Genomic DNA, 19,837 nt, shown 5'->3' on the forward strand with positions numbered 1-19,837 from the left:
CACCCCTATGATTGATATGAGCAATAAACGACTCTCTGTTGCCCCTATGATTGATTGGACAACGACAGATTATCGTTACTTTGCGCGGTTGTTTAATCCGCATGTTTATCTTTATACTGAGATGATCAGCACGGGTGCATTAATCCATGGCAATCGCGATCGGCATCTGCGCTTTGATACGCTTGAGCATCCATTGGTGTTGCAACTGGGCGGCGCCGACAATAGCGAGATGACGCAGTGTGCTGAGTTTGCCCAGCAATACGGCTATGACGAGGTCAATATCAATGTGGGCTGCCCATCCGATCGTGTGCAGCACAATAAAATAGGCGCTTGTCTGATGGCGGAGCCTAAGACGGTTGCTGACTTGGTCAAGCATATGCAGGCTGCGGTCGATATTCCTGTGACCGTCAAGCACCGTATCGGTATTGATGATTTTGACAGTTATGAGTTTATGGTGGACTTTGTCGAGACAGTAGCAGCGGCTGGTTGTACACGCTTTATTGTCCATGCGCGTACCGCTTGGCTACAAGGCTTGAGCCCCAAACAAAACCGTGAGATACCGCCCCTGCGCTATGACGATGTGTACCGCCTCAAACAAGACTTCCCTACGCTCGATATCGAGATCAATGGTGGTATCGACACCATCAAAGATATCGAGGCGCATTTGCAGCACGTCGATGGGGTGATGATTGGGCGGGCGTTTTATCACAACCCTTACCTGCTGGCAGAGGCCAATCGTCTGTGGGGTGCGCCTACGCCCAAGCGCTCAGAGATTTTGGCGCAGCTATTCCCCTATCTAGAAACACAAATCGCTAAAGGCGAAGCGCTGCCTACGATGACGCGGCACTATCTGGGTTTATTTCAAGGGCTGATGGGCGCGCGTAAATGGCGACAAGCCTTAAGCGGCAAACCGCAGCTAACGCTCGACGATGTCAAGCGGGCAGCTGATGAGGTGTTGGCGCTCAATCCTGATGTATAGCCGTACTGATTAAGACCACATGGATTGACACCACATGAACTTAAGTAATGTGGTGTTTCACGCAGTAATTAGCAATTAATAATTACTACTTAAGCCACTTGCGCCAGATACTGCCACATAGCAGCGCCATTATTGATGATATGTAGTAGTATCGGCAGCAGCAGCGAGCCTGACTTAAAACGCGCATAACAAAATATCAATGCCAATACCACAATGGTACTGATCTCATAGACGCCATACTGCACATGAATGACCGCAAATATCAAACTGGTCACGACGCTTGCAACGACTGCCCCGCGCGGCGACGGGTGTGATAAATTATCTGTATCTGTAAATTGCTCAGCGATTGCCGACCACAGGAGCCCGCGAAATATCAGCTCCTCATAAAAAGGCGCGACGATCACCATCGCAAACACCAATAGCCACACCGAGCTGACAGACTGATACAGCGGATCGACAAACACCAGCGGCGTCTCACCCAACACATACGTCAAAGCCTGACTGCCAATCATAAACAGCAATAACACCCCAAGCATACCCATACCGACTGCGAGTGAAAACGGCGTTAGTGCCAGATACTGACGTACGTTGCCGCCCCTGATACCGATCAGCAAACCGCTCATAGCGACTAACAAAACACAGCCTATGAGGATAGAGAGGCTGACGACCGTGCCATCATTACTGCCAAAATAAAAAATATCAGCCATGCTGGCGCTTTTACCAGTAGGCAATACCAACTTGCCAGCGATATAAACCCCTAATAGCTGACTGATAAAAAACGCCATCACCACCCCTACCGTCAGCACAAACGTGCCCAAACGCGAAAACAGCGGCGGGTGTTTTGTGATAGAGGTTTGATGGGCGCTGGTCGTGTTTTTTTGCATAAATCGTCACTTAAAGTAGCAAGCTGCCTAACTATTTAGATCCTATATAATGAGTTCAGTATAAAAACGATACAGTGGGACTGAGATAAATTTTATGCAGTATCGAGCAGCGCAGGCACAGCACGCAAGGAAAATTTATCCCAGTTCCACGTTGACATACAATGTATCTGCTTTATTTAGAATCGACTATAGCCTGTATCTGTCGCCGTGGGCGGTATAGGTGGTTAATTTTCGCCGCTAGGTTTTAATTGCTGCTCAATCAATGATAGTACGTGCTGCGCGACCGCCTCTGGGTACTCAAGTGGGAACATATGACCGCCCGCATGGGTCTGGTACGCAATGCCTAGCCGCGATTGAACCTGCTGCGGGAAGTGGCGCTTTAAAAACAAGCTATCCTCGCCGATAATCAACGTCACAGGTACCTTAGGGCCACGATTGGGCGTCAGCCAATACCAAGAAGGATTGGTGCGAAACACCGCCACTTCACTGGCTTTGGGGATGGCCAGTGTCACCTTGCCATCGGCGCGCTCGTGCAAGCCATGCTCGATATAGCCCTGAAAGCTGCGCTCATCAAAATTCTTAAAAAAGCCTTTATGACGCATTTTTTCGTAGGCTTCCTCTCGGCTGTCCCAAACATCACGGCGACGTTTCGATATCCCAGAGGGTGACAATGCATCCATTAGGCGGTTATTCATCAGCGGCAGGCTGTCTATTGTTTTGGCCATATGCCAAAGTAGACTGGTTTTGCCATAAATCCATGGCGGATCCATCAGCACCGCTTGGGCAAAGTACTCAGGGGCGCGGTACAGTGCCTGCAAGGTACACATCGCGCCAAGCGAGTGACCCACTGCCACCACTTGAGTCACGCCATGCTTGTCACATGCGTTTTTTACGCTATCAATAACCTGCTGCGTCAGGCTGCGCCAATGATTATCCACCGGATAGCCAGGAGTATCACCCAGTCTGGCGATATACTCAATGGTAAAAAACTCAGATAAATGCTCAAAAAACGGCTGATAGACTGCGCTTGGCATACCATTGGCATGAGCAAAATGTAGCACTGGCTTCTGAGTTATTTTTGAGACGGGCAATGCGGCGCTAAAGGTCTGCAATTTGACTTCATCATTCATAACAAGCTCTCATCAGATCCTGATCAAATGTGACAATGTGGTTTATGTGACTTATCATTGGTACAACAGATAATGAATGTGACATACCAATGAGGCTGAGCATATGCCCAGCCTCACCCATCATACACAATCGTATGAAAACATACAGTACTTAGCGCATCTGCGCGTTACCCTCTGATTGTGGCAACACATCAAGGCCGATGCTCGAACCCACGCCAGCGCCCAATTTAACGGCAAAGCGGTCCATAAATAGCTGGAACGGATCAGTTGGGCTATAGTTGACGATATTGTCTAGCTCTAACTGCTTCTCTAAGCTGGCGATGCTGCCTTTTTTATCTGCCAAACCCAACTCGATGGACTGCTCACCTGTCCAAAAAAGACCTGAAAACAGCTTATTTTGTTCAGGGTTTTTTAGACGGTCGCCGCGGCCTTCTTTTACAGCGTTGATAAAGTGCTTATGAGTGTTGGCCAGTACTTTTTCGACATGATTTTCTTCATAGTCGGTCAGTGGGCGTGACAAGCTTAAAATATCTTTGTACTCGCCTGCGGTGATGGTCCGGTCTTCGACACCAAACTTATCCATCAAGCCTTCGATATTATAGCTTGGCATAATCACCCCGATAGAGCCGACGAGGCTTGACGGATTGACATAAATCTCATCAGCAGCAGACGCGATATAGTAAGCGCCTGAGGCACCGACATCACCGATGACGGCATAGAGCTTTTTGTCTGGATATTCTTGACGCAAGTCCATCATCGTCTGCCAAATCTCATCAGACTGTACGGGCGAGCCGCCAGGCGAGTTGATGTCTAAGGCGACCGCTTTGGCATTGCTGTTTTCAAAGGCGCGGGTCAGGGCTTCATTGACGTCATACGCGTTGGCCACATCGCCACTACTAATGACCCCTTGTAGCTCGACCACAGCCAGATGCGGCTTACTGGTATCGACACCTTCGAGCCCCGTTGGCGCTTTGCTGCTGCAACCACGGCCCAAGGTCAAAAATATCAGTAAAATATAGCCAAAGGTTAATAGCTTAAAGAAAATCCCCCAACGACGGGCGCGGCGCTGCTCGACCACACTGGCCAACAAGGTATTTTCTAGTAGTCGCCATTCTTGCCCGCTTGGTTGGCTTGGCTGCTGTATTGGCGTTGGCTGATTTGGGGTATTATCAGGACGTTTGTTAGGGTCTGGTGGCCAATTGGGCATATAACTTCCTAAGTCAGAAACAATCTAAAAAGATAAAAAACAGCATATAAGCACACATGGGCCGTGATACTTTGCCCATGATGTCATCCATTGATATTAGCTGTGAATAGTGCTGCTAAGTATGGTGCTATTTTTAGCATGGTTCAATAGCATAACTGTGAAATATAGTATAACGGTGAAATATAGTATAACGGTGAAATATCACCATATTGTAACACTGATCGGCCAAACCTTGTTTTTATGGCAGTATCTTTATTAGGGTGACGCCATACTTGTCTCTCTTGTCTCTAAGGGCAGCGCGGCTGGCAATATTTTATCATCATGCGTGATAACTACCCCGACACGCTGGCGCTCTAGTACATCAGCGGTGACAGACGACGTGCTGTGACCGAGCCACCTACTCTGTGCAGGCATTGCGCGCTCATCTGTACACATCAGCGACCATAACTGCCAGACTCGTGCATGGCTATCGGCATTTAAGATGATGCGTTCAGGCGGTGTATGGCGCTGCGGCGGTGATGAGTCAGATGGCTGAGCCGCTAATCGATCAAGAAATGCTTGCACGCTAGCGGCAGAAGATTTGAGCGGTGCAGCCGCGTTATACCTAAGCACTTGTATTGGCATACGGCTACTCTTTATACCGCTAAGATCTATCGCTATCGTACAGTCCCACACGCTAGCGTCCTCTATCTGACGCCAACCTGTCATCGCGGTGATGGACAGCTCCTTGTTGGCCGATTGCCATGTTTTGCCCTCCTCACAGCGCTGCGCACTGATAGAAGACTTTGCCGCGGCGGGATGAGTGACTTGATAAGCGGCTTGCAAGGCTGGCCATCGATCGATGCGCCCTGCTTGCCAGTACTGATAAGTCGGTAAATGCTGCGATAGCTGCAGCACTGTCAGAGGCAACAACTCAGAGGTAGAAGCCTGCAAGGACTTTGGCGGATTTTCATTGATTTGTCTTTGACTCAAAGCGGCGCTGCTACTTTGTACAACGACACCGTGCAAGCGCTGTATTGATAAGCTACCCAGCTGCTGCGCCACAGTGGCAGACAATGCTTCTGCGGTAAGCCTACTTGGCATGGTCGGTGCATCACTTGGTCTGTGATCTGCCAAAAACAACCAACTGACTTCATCTTCACCACTCTCCCCACTGTCATCCGTCATGGGGTATTGCAGCACGCTGGCGCTTATATACTGATCGCCAGTCGGCAATAAGTAAAGAGTCGGCACAGCCATTAATGATTGCTGATTGGCATAAACCGTCATCATGAGCAGCATCAAAGGCGGCAGTGCTAACCCGCGACTGATGAACCCTCGTGGCAACAGCCAAGGCAATATCACCAATACCATCATTAGCACGATAGCCATGTTGATGAATGTGTACAACCACGCGGCAGACAATGCAGGCAATGTCGTCAACCAACCGATTAGCTGATGCAAACTCAGGATAATGGCGGTGACAAACGACCATAGACCATCTGCCAGCGTCGGTGATAACAGATAAATCAAGCCTGCCAATAAATTCAGCGGTACAATGACCCAGCCGAATAAACCAATGGCAAATATATTGATGATAAGACCCCATAATGAGGCCTTACCAAAGAGTAGCAATGTGATGGGCAATAAAGCAATAAACAACCAAAACTGTAACTTAAAGACGCGTTTGGCTACGCCCCATCCTTGCCGCAGCCATAGTCTGCCGCCAGCTTTATCCTGATGCGACGATGGTATGTTTGTCTGCGTGCTGGCCAATGTACGATGGTGATGTGATCTGTCTTCATACTTAAGTAATAGCGCCACTGCGACAAAGGATAACCAGTAGCCTGCCTGCCATAATACATAAGGATCGCGCCACGCCATAAGAACAGCCAGCGCTAGTAATACCCGCATGGTACTAATAGGCAATAAGCTCAGGCGCATCAGTCCTATAGCAAATAGCATCCAGGCGGTACGAGCAGCAGGCACATCAAACCCAGTAAATAGCGCATAAACAAAAGCCGCGCCAATCATTACCCACCAGCGCACTTGCCAGCGCGGTACGTGACGATACAGGGCGGGATATAACTGATTGACCATCATCACCGCTGCACCTGCCAATACAATGGCCAAAAACAAAACGTGGGTGCCTGATATCGCCAGTAAATGCGAGATGCCCGCCAGCTGGTATAGCTCTTTGGTCTCGCGATTGATAAGGCTCCTATCTCCTGTCAGCAAGCTGAGCGTAACCGCCCTTGCTTGTTGCTCATCGCCAGTAAGCACATGCCAGCCTTGATAAAAATGCTGGCGCAGCTGCCAACGTCCGCGATCGATATACGTACGCACGTGCGACAGATGAGAGAGAGAAGATGCTGCAAGCAACTTTGTATCAGCAGTACTGGCAGGCTGCGTCGCTGTCGCCAAGACACGCGCCACTCCATCGATATGACGACCGCGCAACCAGCGATAGCTGTCAAAGCCAGAGGGACTACTGGTTGCCTGCTCGGCCGTCGCCAATGGAGACAGCGCCAAGCTCATCCACCGCGTCTCCCCTGGTTTTAGCTGAGAGAGATTGGCAAACTGCTTGGCCGCCTTAGGCTGACGCGAAGCTTGAGGATAAGCACTGAGCAATATGCGATGCCTATCGGTGTGCAGCGTATCAAGATTGATTGAATTGCTGTTAATACTTAGGCTATTTTCATTGTTATGTGATTGTATACCTGCTAATTGGCTGGCGGTGATATTATCCAAATCTTGCGGTGTCAGCTCAGAGACCAAAGGCGAGAGGTGGGTGATGATTGCCACCTGCCGATAGCCCGTATCTGCGGCTGCATCCAAAACACTATCGCTGATACCTTCGATTGTCACCAATGCTTGCACGCGTAGTGGCTCAGTGATTTTGCTCGACTCCGCTTGCTGATGACTGACCAGTGCTTGTAACGCGCTAACCCCTATTAGCCCTGCTGCCAGTATCACGACCACTATATGACGGGCAATGAGCAAAAGGCGCTTGGTAATGGATAACTCAATAACAGGTGACTGCGAGGAGGTCTGAGAAGAAAATGGCGTTGATTGCGCGGCTGGAGTGGCAGGTGTATAAAGGCGAGAGAGCATAATAAGCGCAAGGCTCATTACCACTAGTATGAGGGCTAATACTGAAGGATTAATGGTATCAACCAGTGATGAGACGCTTGGCATACTATCTGCAACAGCCAGCACCCCCATCATCACGACGATAATCAAACCACCTACCAACCAATACACCAGCACTCCTTGCTCGAGGATTTGATCATAAAACCATCACGACTGACACGTCATGCAATAGCATTTATACGACTATTACCCTATACTAATTGACTATATTGCGCTAAGGATGATCTCACATTGTTAGCCTTTATATTCTAATAAAACTTTTAGCCTGATTTTTATTATTAATACTACTTTATCTCAGTCCATCAATGCGCTTGAGCGGACTGTCGTTAACGATGAAAGGCGATCCTGTGCCCCAAAAACGTCTCAAAGACCTGCTCCCTACACCAGAAAAAATACTAGAAAGCCGTACCTTAAAACTGTTTGCTCCGCAGCTGGCTGACGCACGCCTATGGCATTTTAACCGCCATAGCTTAAACAAGGCGGTCTATATCGGTGTACTCAGTGCATTTTTTCCCTTGCCAGGGCAAATGCTGCTGGCCTTGCTCGGCTCGCTTATTTTTCGTGCCAACGTCCCTATGGCGCTTGGCCTGACTTGGATTACCAACCCTGTGACCAGCCTACCGATATTTTATGCAGGCTACTATATCGGTGCCAAAATCATCGATGTGCCCATGATCAGCCTGCGACTGATCGGTCGGATGATTGCTGATTTTAGTTTATGGGCATTATCAGACGGTGCCAACCCCTTTATCACTTATAAAGGCACGGTATCACTGACCGCTTTTTGTCTTGGCCTGACGATATTGGCCGTGGTTAGTAGTCTTATTTGCGGTCTGGCGTTCAAGGCTATTTGGCGCTACAAAACCGTCGTTAGTTGGCAAAAGCGGCAACAAGACGCCTCAGACCAATCGCCTTATGACAAACCCTAATACGGCCTCTGTCATGCCGTCCTTCTATTATTGCTAATATCGCGAATAACAAGCCCATTCGCAAGCCCTTCGCGCTATAGCTCGCCTTCACGCGCTTTGTGCGCATCGATGGCGTTTTTGACCTTGTCGGTCAGATTACTGTCCATGACAAAGACCTCAATCACTTTGTCATCATTGAGCAGTACATAGCGCTTGCCTGTGGCGCTGTCTTGTACCTTTAGGTCGTAGTCCACGCCTGCGATGGTAATCGCATCAAAGATTGGTGTGAGTATCTCTATTTGCGCTCGTCTGTCTAAGGTATCAAACAGCGCCGGATCGATATACGGCTGCAACGGCTCATTGCCTTCTTCGGCACTACCAAACGCGGCGATTGGGTCGTCATCTTTATTCATCATAGTCACCTTTTTAACTATAAGCAACGCTGTCAGTGATCAGCTTGTGATTGGGGTTTTGTATCAGCTTATCTAGGGCGTTAGTAGGCTTCCCAATGACCGTTACGCAGTAGCAGCTGACGATCTGCCAGTGCCGCTAGGCTGCGATCATGAGTCACCATTAGTAGCGCCGTTTGCATGGTGTTTTGTAACTCTGATAATAACCCAAATATACTCTGAGCGTTGTCATAGTCCAAGTTACCCGTTGGCTCATCGGCTAAGATCAGTGAGGGCTTGGTGACCAGCGCACGCGCAATCGCCACTCGCTGACGCTCACCGCCTGATAGCTCACCTGGTCTGTGCGTCAAACGGTGCTCCAAACCGACACTCTTTAGTATCGCAATGGCTTGATCTCGAGCATCAGTCGTCGATACTTTTGGGCGCATTAGCAGCGGCATAGCGACGTTTTCGACCGCGGTAAACTCTGCTAACAAGTGATGAAACTGGTAAATAAATCCCAAGTATTCATTACGCATCGCCCCGCGCTCAGTCTCATTCATGCTATTGAGCAACTTACCATGTAGCCAAACCTCACCACTGGTTGGTGTATCAAGACCGCCCAGTAAATGAAGCAACGTGCTTTTTCCTGAGCCACTGGTGCCAACGATGGCGATACGCTCGCCTGCATTGACGGTCAAATCCAGACCTGTCAATACCTGCGTACTGACCGCCCCTTCATCATATATTTTATTGATGTTTTTTGCCTCTAAGATGGCAGACATGGTATTTCCTTTATTTTATTGCTATTGGTTTTGTATCGTGCACAGTTGGGTAAGTTTATCACTCATAACGCAGCGTTTGCGCTGGTTGTATCTTAGCGGCGCGGCGTGCTGGATAAATAGTGGCCAAAAAGCTCAGTACAAACGAGGCCGTAGTAATCAATAGCACATCCGTCAAACGCAGCTGCGATGGTAAGTAATTGATAAAGTAGGCATCAAATAGATTCAACCCAAAGCTTTGATTGATAAAGCCCAAGATATCACTGACCGTCAGCGCAAATATAATACCCAATACCGTCCCAGCAATGGTACCGATAAAGCCGATCACCACACCTTGTACCATAAAGACCTGCGTAATCAGACGTGGTGACGCGCCAAAAGTCTTTAAAATCGCGATGTCGGCTTTTTTGTCAGTGACGAGCATCACAAGGCTTGAGACGATATTAAACGCGGCGACCAAGATGATCAAAAACAGCAGCAAACCGACCATGGCTTTTTCCATCTGGATGGCACCAAACAAGTTACCATGCGTCTGTGTCCAGTCACTGGGATAGAGCCTTTCAGGGGCGATGGCCGCCGCTTTTTCTGCTGCCATTGGGGCAGCAAAGATGTCATCGAGCTTCATGCGCACGCCCTGAGCGCCCTCTGGCAGACGCAGCAGTTTGGCGCCATCGCCCATTGGGATAAACGCCATCAGACTGTCGACCTCTGGACTGATGGTAAATATCCCCGTCAAGGTAAAGCGCTTAAACCGCGGAATAACACCAGCAGGCGACGGAGAGGCTTCTGGCAAGACCAGCGTGACTTTATCACCCAGCTGCAGCCCGAGCGATTGCACCATCTCCTCACCCAACACGATATTAAACTCGCCGCTTTGTAGGGTGTCAATACTACCTTCGACCATATGCTCATTGATGATAGAGACGTCTTTTTCGTATTCAGGCTCGACACCTGTGACCATGATACCCGCGACTTGCCCGTTTGAGGTCAGCATCCCCTGTAACTGGATAAATGGCGCAACTGCTGCGACCTCAGGGTCTTCTTTGATCTGAGAAGCCAGATCCTGCCAGTCACTAATAATCTCTGATGACACCACCGTGGCTTGCGGCACCATACCCAAAATACGGGTCTTGAGCTCACGATCAAAGCCATTCATCACCGAAAGCACTGTGATCAATACCGCAACGCCAAGCGTCAAACCAATCATGGATATCAGCGATATAAAGGAGATGAAGCGATTACTACGCTCTGCGCGGGTGTAACGTAAGCCGATAAATAACGCTAAAGGACGAAACATATTCAAACTCTTTATCTTATCTACGTGCGACTCTATATATGTTATAAAAACAAGTGGCGGCGCAGCGCTCTATTCTCTAAGAACACTGACCATACCCACATATAAATCAAACACAAAAATAGGGTTTCAGACGAGCCAAACGCAGCCGTCAAAAGGGAGCTAGTTTGACACAATTTGTCTTATATGTGCCAGTCATTCGCACAAACTGCCCATTTTTTTTGCGAAAAAACTCACTTTTGTTATTATTTTTTATGAGGGGCTTGCTATTGCTTGCGGCAATACCTATATATTATATGCCAAAGACAATTGTCATTAACCCCTCATTCATTACGGTTTGTTGACCTCTCGCTAAAACGTCGCAGCTTATCATCACCCAATTTTGATATGATACATTGGTATATAAGCCCGTCACTTTAGGTCCAAACCCCACGCTGACTTAATTTTGAGTATCTCATGACCATCAACTACCAATATAAAAACATCCAGTCCCCCACCAAAGTCGCTTTGAGCGACGAACAATCAGCCGGCCATGCCGATCATTGGCGTATTCTGACAGACGATATGAGCAACGACGTCCCAGAGTGGCTACAGAAGATGATCGAACATGCGGCGATGCCCAAAGGCCTAAACAACAACATCAGTGCCAAAGACAGCTGTCTGCTGCTCTCAGAAGACCAGCCTTGCCACATCAATCAAGTACTGGCCATGAAAGATGGCAAGCCTGAATGCTTTATCAACGCCTACCCCTGCGTCGATAGCCCATACGGGCTGCATTGTAAAATCGAGCGTATCATTGCCAACGATCACTCGCACGACGCCGTTTTGCGCTTACGCACGGCTGATGGCAGTATCATTTATGCCTTTGACCAACTTTATACCACCAATCGCCATTTATATCAGCAAGACACCAGTTATTTTGTCAATTTTAGCGCATGGGCGCACGAAATCCAGCTAAGCGAACAAAACGAAGTGGTGATGGTAGAGGATCAAGAATCGATTCGTTATCACCGTGCTTTTAATGACATCGTCGCTGCCAATGACGGCCAAATCCCAGATGACCTACAAGAGCAAATCAGCAACTGGCAACCTGAGACCAAAGAGCAGATGGCGCCTGTCGAAATCAACCTCGGTCATATGTGCGCGTATTTATTTGGCGACACCTTAGGCCAAGAGGACGAGGCATGGTGCCAAGGTCAAGTGCTCGGTAAGCAAGAAACGACTTTTAATGATAAATCCATTTTGTTGTTTGATGTAGTGATACTGCGTGAGCAAGATGCCGACCCATTCGTCGTGCGTATCGCTGCCCTCAATACTCCTGAAACTGCCGCGATTGCTGTTCACGACTATGTGCAAGCAAACGTTTGGCTCCAAGCCGCCATCTATAAAGAAAACCAGCAAGCGTCGGCGCAGTCTAAAGCCAGCTGATAAAATTGATACAACCTAATGAAACAAGACAGTAGTCCGATAAACAGATGATTGTCCCGCTGTTATGACAGTTGAATGTTTGGGCAAATAAAAGCCCCTAAGTAATTAGGGGCTTTTGTATATCTGAGTGAATTGTATATCAATGGCTTGAGTACAAACCACTCAATATAAGATCTACGCCATCGTCGTCATAGACTTGATACGATTATACAGCTCTTTTTGCTCAGCACTTGGACGCGCGGTCTGCACAGCCATCAGCTGTGACATATCGCCTTCGACACGAATCTTGCCTGCCATAAACGCCCCCATTATTTCATTGGTATTAAAATCGGTGATGATAGATTGTAAAATATCACGATCCAACAGCAAGGTCGTGGTCGCCGACTCATTTAGGCCGCGGTGCAGTAGGCCATTGGCAAAATTGGCCTCGATATCTTGCTCAGCATCAGACACTTTTAGATTGACCACCATATTTGCCAAGGCAGGCGGCAGATTTAACTCACCCGCGTCGTTGCTCATTTGCTCTACTTGCTCAAACCATTTATCTGTCAAAAAAACTGCCATATTATTATCCTTAATTGTTATTAAGACGCGCCTCGTACCAATAACGAGGGCACACCTTAGATTAGGCGACCAAAGGTGCGCGGTTATCGATTGTGTTCAGCCACATTATAAGGGCCGAGCGGCGGATAAGTAAAACCTATTTAGACAGCATATGACGAGATTGTTACAAAAATATTGCCCACTTCAAATCGCATGGTCGCAACTATCGTGGGTTTGATACAAGATAATTGCGGCGATATCGTTGATGTTTTTTTCCTGTCATTCACCGCATTTTTTGTCACAGGCGCTCTCTAGAATCGTCGTAAAACTGGGTATAAAATGCACAAATGACACAGCGATTTTCCGCTGTTTGCTCAGATTTTTACCAAAGAGTTTGTATTTTGGCGTATGAGTGTGATGATATTTGATTAGGATTGCGTTACAATACCCTTAAACAGAGTCGGGAGTTTTAACTAAACATTACCTAAACATGTTTTTTTGTCAGCCGCCGCTAGCATACATCTACGGTCAGTAGGTTTTAGGACCTTATGGATATTGGTATCTATCTTCATTGGTACAGCGTTTTTAGTAATAATTAAGATAAATACTTTGCCTCATTAGATGTTTGATGCTCAAAACGGCGCATCTGCTTATTCATTTTGACAGATTATTGACAATCCTACTATCGAGCAGCTACATACCTTTGGCGTCAATACGCTTTGGTCTTTAATACCCGCTGCTATTAAGCGCAAGCTTAGACAGATAGGTGATAATCTAAGGATAATAGGCAGACCAAAAACAGCATGTACCGCTAAGTTCATCTAAGAGATAGCTCTAGATGGTGCGGAGCGTTAGTTAATTCTGTTGATAATTCGGGCTGTAAAGGAATCATCCAATGAGTTTACAAAACACAGCAGTCGCCCCAGTGGACCGTGAGTACGAAATTACTATCGTAAGATTCTTTACGATAATGGCCGTGATATGGGGCATCGTCGGCATGAGTATTGGTGTGTTCATTGCTTCACAGTTAGCATGGCCAGCACTCAACTTTGACATTCCATGGCTGACGTTTAGTCGTTTAAGACCGCTACATACTAACGCGGTCATTTTTGCGTTCGGTGGCTCTGCCCTGTTCGCAACTTCTTATTATGTGGTGCAGCGTACCTGTAAGACGAGACTATTTGCGCCTTATTTAGCGTGGTTTACCTTTTGGGGTTGGCAAGCGGTTATCGTCTCAGCGGTTATTACCCTACCATTAGGTTTGACCTCTACTAAAGAGTACGCAGAACTTGAATGGCCTATCGATATTTTGATTGCTTTGGTATGGATATCTTATGCCATTGTGTTCTTTGGTACGCTAATCAAACGCAAAACCTCACATATCTATGTGGCTAACTGGTTTTTCGGTGCTTTCATTATTACGATTGCTTTATTGCATCTCGTAAACAGTATGGCGATTCCTGTTAGTGCGTTTAAGTCTTACTCGCTATTTGGTGGTGCAACCGATGCCATGGTGCAGTGGTGGTACGGGCATAATGCGGTAGGTTTTTACCTAACGGCAGCGTTCCTTGGGATGATGTATTATTTCGTTCCGGTACAGATTGGTCGTCCTATTTATTCTTACCGTTTGTCTATCGTTCACTTTTGGGCATTGATTGCGTCATACATGTGGGCTGGTGGTCACCATTTGCATTATTCAGCGCTTCCTGATTGGACGCAGTCTCTTGCTATGGTGTTCTCTATCATCCTATTTGCGCCATCTTGGGGTGGTATGATTAACGGTGTACTCACGCTATCAGGTAGTTGGGATAAGCTGCGTACCGACCCGATCATTCGCTTTATGATTGTGGCATTGTCGTTCTACGCGATGTCGACGTTCGAAGGCCCAATGATGTCTATTAAGACGGTGAACGCACTATCACACAACACTGACTGGACAGTCGGCCACGTACACTCAGGCGCGCTTGGCTGGGTTGGTATGATTACCATTGGTTCGCTATATGTACTGTTACCACGTATCTATAACAAACCAAAAATGTACTCTATCAGCTTAATCACCACGCACTTTTGGCTGGCGACTGCTGGAACAATCTTCTACATCGTATCTATGTGGATCTCAGGTATTGGCCAAGGCATGATGTGGCTAGCGACCAACCCTGACGGTACTTTGGTATATAGTTTCGTTGATACGGTTGAGTTCTCACACTTCCCGTATATCGGTCGTGCTTTTGGTGGCTTCTTATATGTATCGGGTATGTTTGTTATGGCATATAACTGCTATAAAACACTCAAGATGCCAGAAGGTAAGCCTGTAGATGTCGCGGATCCAACGGATCATGAACCTAGTGTCGAAAAACCATCGACAGCTAACGTATAAGGAGCGATCATGGCTGGTACACCGCATGAAATTATCGAAAAAAATACAGGCTTGTTGGTCATCGGTATCGTTATTGCTATTAGCTTTGCAACGCTAGTTGAAATCGTACCACTGATTTATGATAACAAGGGTCCTGAGGAAGGTGGGGTTAACGCTCCCCTTCCCGCTATGGAGCCGTGGACGGCACTAGAGTTTGAAGGTCGCGATATCTATATCCGTGAAGGCTGTCACGTCTGTCATACCCAAATGGTGCGCCCACTACGTGCCGAGGTTGAGCGTTATGGACCGTATTCACGCGCTGCTGAGTCAACGTGGGACCATCCATTCTTATGGGGTTCAAAACGTACTGGACCTGATTTGGCACGTGTTGGTGGACGCTACTCTGAAGACTGGCAAAAACAGCACTTAATCGCACCGCGCTCATTGGTACCAGAGTCAGTCATGCCTGGTTTCCCATGGCTTGCAACCAATGAAGTAAACGGTGCAAATGTTCAAGCTAAAATGCGTTTATTCCGCGATCGCTTCGGTGTGCCTTACACTGAAGAAGACATCGAAGGCGCGCCAGATGCTGTTCTTGGTGCCACTGAGCTTGATGCTTTGGTTGCCTACTTACAACAACTAGGCACCGCGATGGAAGGACAGCGCTAATGGGTATTGGTGAATTACAAACAATTGCGACCGTTTCTGCCTTTGTTGCCTTCGTAGGTGTTGCATGGTGGGCGTATTCGCCAAAAAACAAAAAACGCTTCGAAGAAGATGCACAACTTGCGCTTGATGACGAGGATGTAAAGTCTCTGTCTGAAGAGCAGCGCAATAAGGATAAACGATGACATTTTTTTGGAGTTCTTGGATTACCATACTAAGTATCATGTGTTGGGCTGCTATCCTCGGTGTCTTGCTAATGGTATTGAAGTACAAGCCAGAACTAGAAGACGATGGTACGACAGGCCACGCATATGACGGTATTAAAGAATACGACAAGCCCTTACCTAAATGGTGGTTGGTCATATTCTTTGGTTCAATCGTATGGGCAATTGCTTATTGGATATTTTTTCCAGCGATTTTCCCATCGAAATGGGATGGTCTTGCCACGGTAGAAGTCGATGGCGAAACTGTGCCTTGGACCTCTAAAAACGAGCTATATAGTGAGCTTGAGAGCAACAACAAAGTATTTACAGACAACTTTGAAAAAAACATCTTGGCAAAAGCAGATGCCAGCGGTGCAACAGCGACGCTAGCGACATTGGCTGATATGCAAGCGACCATGCGTCGTAGCGACAACCCGCCAGCTGACCTGCAAACTCAGATCGATCAAAAAGTTGCAGAGCTGGCGCCATATGTCGAAAAGCTGTCTGAAAACCCAAATGCATTGAAAGTGGGTAGCCGTTTGTTTTTACAAAACTGTGCGGTTTGTCACGGCTCTAATGCCAAGGGCGCTTTGGGCTATCCAAACCTCACCGATAACGATTGGTTATATGGTGGTGCGCCTGAAAACATCCTAACGACCCTGCATAATGGTCGGGTTGGTGGCATGGCAGCATGGCGTGATCAGATCGGTGAAGATGGCGTACGTGCAGTCTCTGAGTATGTTCTATCGATCTCTGGTAACCAACAAGGTTACGATCTAGATCAGACCAAGGTAGCACAAGGTGAGGTTATCTTTAACGAGCCGACTAACTGTGTGCTTTGTCATGGTGACGACGCTAAAGGTATGATTTCTACTGGTGCGCCAAACCTGACAGACGATATCTGGCTCTATGGCGGCGATCGTGAAAGCATCCGCGAGACCTTACGTTATGGCCGTGCTGGTGTGATGCCTGAGTGGCAGACAAAATTGGGTAATGAGCGTATCATGCTGCTTGCCGCGTATGTCTACTCTTTATCAGACAAGCCTGTTAATTCAGCCAAAGCTGCTACAGCAACTGCGACGACTGAAGCGCCAGCAGAAGCTACTGCTAACTGATTTTAATCGTTATGAATCAGCCAATTGCTGAGACTGTTTAATGGATTTACTAGAAAGGGAGGACTGTCATTGCAGTTCTCCCTTTTTTATATATATTTTATATATAGACACCTATATTAGGTATCAGTAGATTGCTTTTTAGGATTATCACCCCATTTATAGTAGGGAGAATGCTAAAATATATATTTGATAGGCAGAGATATTGATGACTTGCCCGAATGCCGTATTGCCTATCGACTCTTAGCTATTGACCATCGATCATTTGGTAGTTGGTTTGGCATCGATTAGGTGATTGTCTTGCCCTCTACCCACTGACATTGATAACATCGCACACTCATACATCTTATTATCCAAGGTGTTTGTTCATCATGCCAGCAGACTGATTCTTTTTTTAAAGAGGCACGTTTATGTCAGCACAACAACCCAATAAGATCCCTGTACAACAAGTAGACCTCGACGCCACCAAGCATCGCGTCCATCCTAGGTTTGTCACAGGTTTTTACCAAAATATTCGTGTCATCACGATGTATGCACTACTGGCGGCGTTTTTGTTATTGCCATGGCTGCGATACAACGGTAGGCAGGCGATATGGTTTGATGTCCCCTCACAGCACTATTATATCTTTGGCATGACGTTTTTGACCCAAGATTTTTATTTTGTGGCAGCATTCGCCATCATCGCCGCCTTTACCCTCTTTATGGTGACCGTCTATGCGGGCCGCGTCTGGTGTGGTTATGCCTGCCCGCAAACGATTTGGACACACCTTTATCAGTATGTCGAGAAATGGGTGATCGGCGATCGTAATAAACGCATCAAGTTTGATAAAGAACCGATGAGCGCAAAAAAAGCATTTAAGCGAGCGTTGGTCTATTTTATTTGGTTTGTGTTTTCTGTGATTACCGCGGCGACCTTTGTCAGTTATGTCGCGGGTACTGATTATCTATATCAAAGCTGGCAGATGATAGGGATTGTCCCTGTGCCTGATTGGCCAACGTGGGTATGGATTTCGATGTTTATCTTTACCTTTGCCACTTATGCCAATGCCGGTTATATGCGTGAGCAGATGTGTATCCAGATATGCCCTTACGGCCGCTTTCAAAGTGTGATGTTTGATAAAGACACGCTCATTGTTTCCTACGATTATGAGCGCGGTGAGCCGCGTGGCCCTCGCAAAAAAGGCACCAACCCTGATGACTTGGGCGACTGTATTGAGTGTCAAATGTGTGTGCAGGTGTGCCCAACCGGTATCGATATTCGTGATGGTTTACAAGTCGCTTGTATTCAGTGCGCCGCTTGTGTCGATGCCTGTAATGAGATCATGGACAAGGTGGGCTACCCACGTGGCTTGATTCGCTATACGACCGAGCGTCAATTGGCCGAAAAAGAGCCAAGCCGTGTACTGCGTCCGCGCCTATTTGCTTATCTGGCATTGCTGACGATACTGTGCGGCGGTGTGCTATATGCGCTCACAGGCCGCGTGCCATTAGAGCTTGATATTCGCCGTGACCGCAACCAGCTGTCCTCTATCAATAGTCAGGGTATGATCGAAAACAGCTATATCATCAAACTGACCAATAAGACCCAAGAGCCGCACACTTATAAGATCGCCTTGGTGCCACAAGAAGGACTGAGCTTAGCGCTACGATTTAACGATGTGCCTTTAGAAGCAGGCGAAAGCTTTGATATGCCACTGAGCATCTATGGCGATCCAGATGTGATCGAATTTGGTCAAACGCCAGTGACGTTGACCGTGACCAGCGAAGATGGCAAATATCAGGTAAGCAAACAAAACATTTTTACCACTCAAGGTCAGTAAATATTGGCTTTAAAGGCTTTGGTTTTTCAAAGCACTTATATTTGAAAGCGCTGACGCTTAAAAGCACTTACATTTAAAAGCACTTACATTTAAAAGTGTTTAGGTTTAAAAGCTTTTATGTATGTTGCAAAGCACTGAGAGTCAAGGCTCGGTGCTCAAAAGCACCAAGACGCCGTGATTGGTCCGGCTATTTTTATAACGCTCATCCGTTAGTCGCTCACAATTGGTTTGATTAGCGATTGGCGGATGAGTCATTTGTCACTTGGCAGCAGTGTGCCATTAGATTATCCAGTGATAGCGTTTACGGTATCTAGTGATATGATATCTGCTAAACCGTTATCCGATTAATAGGTATTTTATGTCTACTCCAGCACCAAACTTTAAGCATCAAGATACGCAGCCATGGTATAAAAACTACATGGTCGTCATCTTTGTGATTGGCATGCCAGCGCTGGTCGTGATCGCATGCATCTGGTTTGTGTATTACTCCTACCAAATCCGTGACAGTGTGGTACGTGACGACTGGTATATGGATGGCAAGACCCTCTATCATGACATCTCTCGTGATAAGCTCACGCATGATTTGGATTTGCATGGCGAAATGCAGTTTGCTGATAATGGCGATATTGTGTTTTATTTAAACTATCCTGAACAAAGCTTACAGACGGGCAAGCTCCTAAACGGCACACCTCTCACCTATCCTGAGACGCTGGCGCTGTCTATCTCTCATGCTACCGATATCAAAAAAGATCGCGATGTGGTGCTCCAGCACGAAGAAGGCAATCAATACCGTGCTCATGTTGATATCGATCCTGTAAAAGCCAAATACTATCTACAAGTGAGTAATGATGGTAAGGATGACTGGCGTATGCAGGATGTGGCACGGCTACCGCGCTCCGAGGTAAGCTTTGAGCCGCTACCCGTCTTTTCAGAAAGCTAACCACAGGGTTGGCTCTTAACTTACGCCAAAACCAAAAAAACCAGCCATTAATTAATAATGCGCT

At 47.2% G+C, this 19,837-nt stretch carries 17 protein-coding genes; 9 read left to right on the forward strand and 8 right to left on the reverse strand.

The genetic code is table 11. The features are described 5' to 3' along the window. Positions 1-7: 7 nt before the first annotated feature. A complete protein-coding gene (gene dusA, locus AADH33_RS08695; RefSeq protein ID WP_348548643.1) occupies positions 8-979 on the forward strand; it encodes a tRNA dihydrouridine(20/20a) synthase DusA in 972 nt (323 codons plus the stop codon). An 89-nt stretch (positions 980-1,068) separates the two neighbouring features. On the opposite strand, the gene AADH33_RS08700 is transcribed toward dusA, so the two are convergent. The 4 genes from AADH33_RS08700 to AADH33_RS08715 all read right to left on the reverse strand — a co-directional run bounded on the left by AADH33_RS08700 (position 1,069) and on the right by AADH33_RS08715 (position 7,443). Further along, positions 1,069-1,863 carry a CPBP family intramembrane glutamic endopeptidase gene (locus AADH33_RS08700; protein ID WP_348548644.1) on the reverse strand — a complete coding sequence of 265 codons (795 nt, stop codon included), beginning with the start codon at positions 1,861-1,863 and terminating at the stop codon, positions 1,069-1,071. Positions 1,864-2,087: 224 nt separating this feature from the next. Then, a complete protein-coding gene (locus AADH33_RS08705; RefSeq protein WP_348548645.1) occupies positions 2,088-2,993 on the reverse strand; it encodes an alpha/beta fold hydrolase in 906 nt (301 codons plus the stop codon). Between the two features lie 151 nt (positions 2,994-3,144). Continuing rightward, positions 3,145-4,200 carry a signal peptide peptidase SppA gene (gene sppA / locus AADH33_RS08710; RefSeq protein ID WP_348548646.1) on the reverse strand — a complete coding sequence of 352 codons (1,056 nt, stop codon included), beginning with the start codon at positions 4,198-4,200 and terminating at the stop codon, positions 3,145-3,147. A gap of 255 nt (positions 4,201-4,455) precedes the next feature. Beyond that, positions 4,456-7,443: a ComEC/Rec2 family competence protein gene (locus AADH33_RS08715; protein WP_348548647.1), complete on the reverse strand. Its 2,988-nt coding sequence runs from the start codon at positions 7,441-7,443 to the stop codon at positions 4,456-4,458. Positions 7,444-7,679: 236 nt separating this feature from the next. Between AADH33_RS08715 and AADH33_RS08720 the strand changes: the two genes are divergently transcribed. After that, on the forward strand, positions 7,680-8,261 hold the full coding sequence (locus AADH33_RS08720) for a DUF2062 domain-containing protein (RefSeq protein WP_241900650.1): 582 nt from the start codon (positions 7,680-7,682) through the stop codon (positions 8,259-8,261). Between the two features lie 74 nt (positions 8,262-8,335). Here the strand turns inward: AADH33_RS08720 and AADH33_RS08725 are convergent, their stop codons facing one another. From AADH33_RS08725 to AADH33_RS08735, 3 genes are all read right to left on the reverse strand, one after another. Next, positions 8,336-8,656, reverse strand: coding sequence for a hypothetical protein (locus AADH33_RS08725; protein WP_243456049.1), 321 nt, complete (start codon positions 8,654-8,656; stop codon positions 8,336-8,338). Between the two features lie 77 nt (positions 8,657-8,733). Next, positions 8,734-9,414: a lipoprotein-releasing ABC transporter ATP-binding protein LolD gene (lolD, locus tag AADH33_RS08730; protein ID WP_075101090.1), complete on the reverse strand. Its 681-nt coding sequence runs from the start codon at positions 9,412-9,414 to the stop codon at positions 8,734-8,736. Positions 9,415-9,472: 58 nt separating this feature from the next. After that, positions 9,473-10,708, reverse strand: coding sequence for a lipoprotein-releasing ABC transporter permease subunit (locus AADH33_RS08735; protein WP_075101089.1), 1,236 nt, complete (start codon positions 10,706-10,708; stop codon positions 9,473-9,475). Between the two features lie 453 nt (positions 10,709-11,161). Here AADH33_RS08735 and AADH33_RS08740 point away from each other — a divergent pair, with 453 nt between their 5' ends. Then, positions 11,162-12,133: a hypothetical protein gene (locus AADH33_RS08740; RefSeq protein ID WP_198335517.1), complete on the forward strand. Its 972-nt coding sequence runs from the start codon at positions 11,162-11,164 to the stop codon at positions 12,131-12,133. A 174-nt stretch (positions 12,134-12,307) separates the two neighbouring features. On the opposite strand, the gene AADH33_RS08745 is transcribed toward AADH33_RS08740, so the two are convergent. Further along, the gene (locus AADH33_RS08745; protein WP_100749228.1) at positions 12,308-12,697 is read right to left on the reverse strand and encodes an SCP2 sterol-binding domain-containing protein; all 390 of its coding nucleotides are present in this window, start codon (positions 12,695-12,697) and stop codon (positions 12,308-12,310) included. 874 nt (positions 12,698-13,571) lie between these two features. On the opposite strand from AADH33_RS08745, the gene ccoN reads away from it, so the two are divergent. The 6 genes from ccoN to AADH33_RS08775 all read left to right on the forward strand — a co-directional run bounded on the left by ccoN (position 13,572) and on the right by AADH33_RS08775 (position 19,773). Next, positions 13,572-15,053 (forward strand): cytochrome-c oxidase, cbb3-type subunit I, encoded by a 1,482-nt coding sequence (gene ccoN, locus AADH33_RS08750; RefSeq protein ID WP_075101086.1) that lies wholly within the window; start codon positions 13,572-13,574, stop codon positions 15,051-15,053. Positions 15,054-15,062: 9 nt separating this feature from the next. Continuing rightward, positions 15,063-15,701 (forward strand): cytochrome-c oxidase, cbb3-type subunit II, encoded by a 639-nt coding sequence (gene ccoO / locus AADH33_RS08755; protein ID WP_075101085.1) that lies wholly within the window; start codon positions 15,063-15,065, stop codon positions 15,699-15,701. Beyond that, positions 15,701-15,883, forward strand: coding sequence for a CcoQ/FixQ family Cbb3-type cytochrome c oxidase assembly chaperone (locus AADH33_RS08760; protein ID WP_075101084.1), 183 nt, complete (start codon positions 15,701-15,703; stop codon positions 15,881-15,883). Before ccoO ends, AADH33_RS08760 begins: the two co-directional genes overlap by 1 nt. Beyond that, positions 15,880-17,016: a cytochrome-c oxidase, cbb3-type subunit III gene (gene ccoP / locus AADH33_RS08765; RefSeq protein ID WP_075101083.1), complete on the forward strand. Its 1,137-nt coding sequence runs from the start codon at positions 15,880-15,882 to the stop codon at positions 17,014-17,016. The genes AADH33_RS08760 and ccoP overlap by 4 nt, the downstream gene beginning before the upstream one ends. A 407-nt stretch (positions 17,017-17,423) precedes the next feature. Then, positions 17,424-18,833, forward strand: coding sequence for a cytochrome c oxidase accessory protein CcoG (ccoG, locus tag AADH33_RS08770; RefSeq protein ID WP_075101082.1), 1,410 nt, complete (start codon positions 17,424-17,426; stop codon positions 18,831-18,833). Positions 18,834-19,191: 358 nt separating this feature from the next. Further along, complete coding sequence (locus AADH33_RS08775; RefSeq protein WP_348548648.1) at positions 19,192-19,773, forward strand: FixH family protein; 582 nt, start codon at positions 19,192-19,194, stop codon at positions 19,771-19,773. Positions 19,774-19,837: the final 64 nt, after the last annotated feature.

The organism is Psychrobacter sp. KFRI-CH2-11, assembly GCF_038239325.1.
Taxonomy (GTDB): Bacteria; Pseudomonadota; Gammaproteobacteria; order Pseudomonadales; family Moraxellaceae; genus Psychrobacter; species Psychrobacter celer.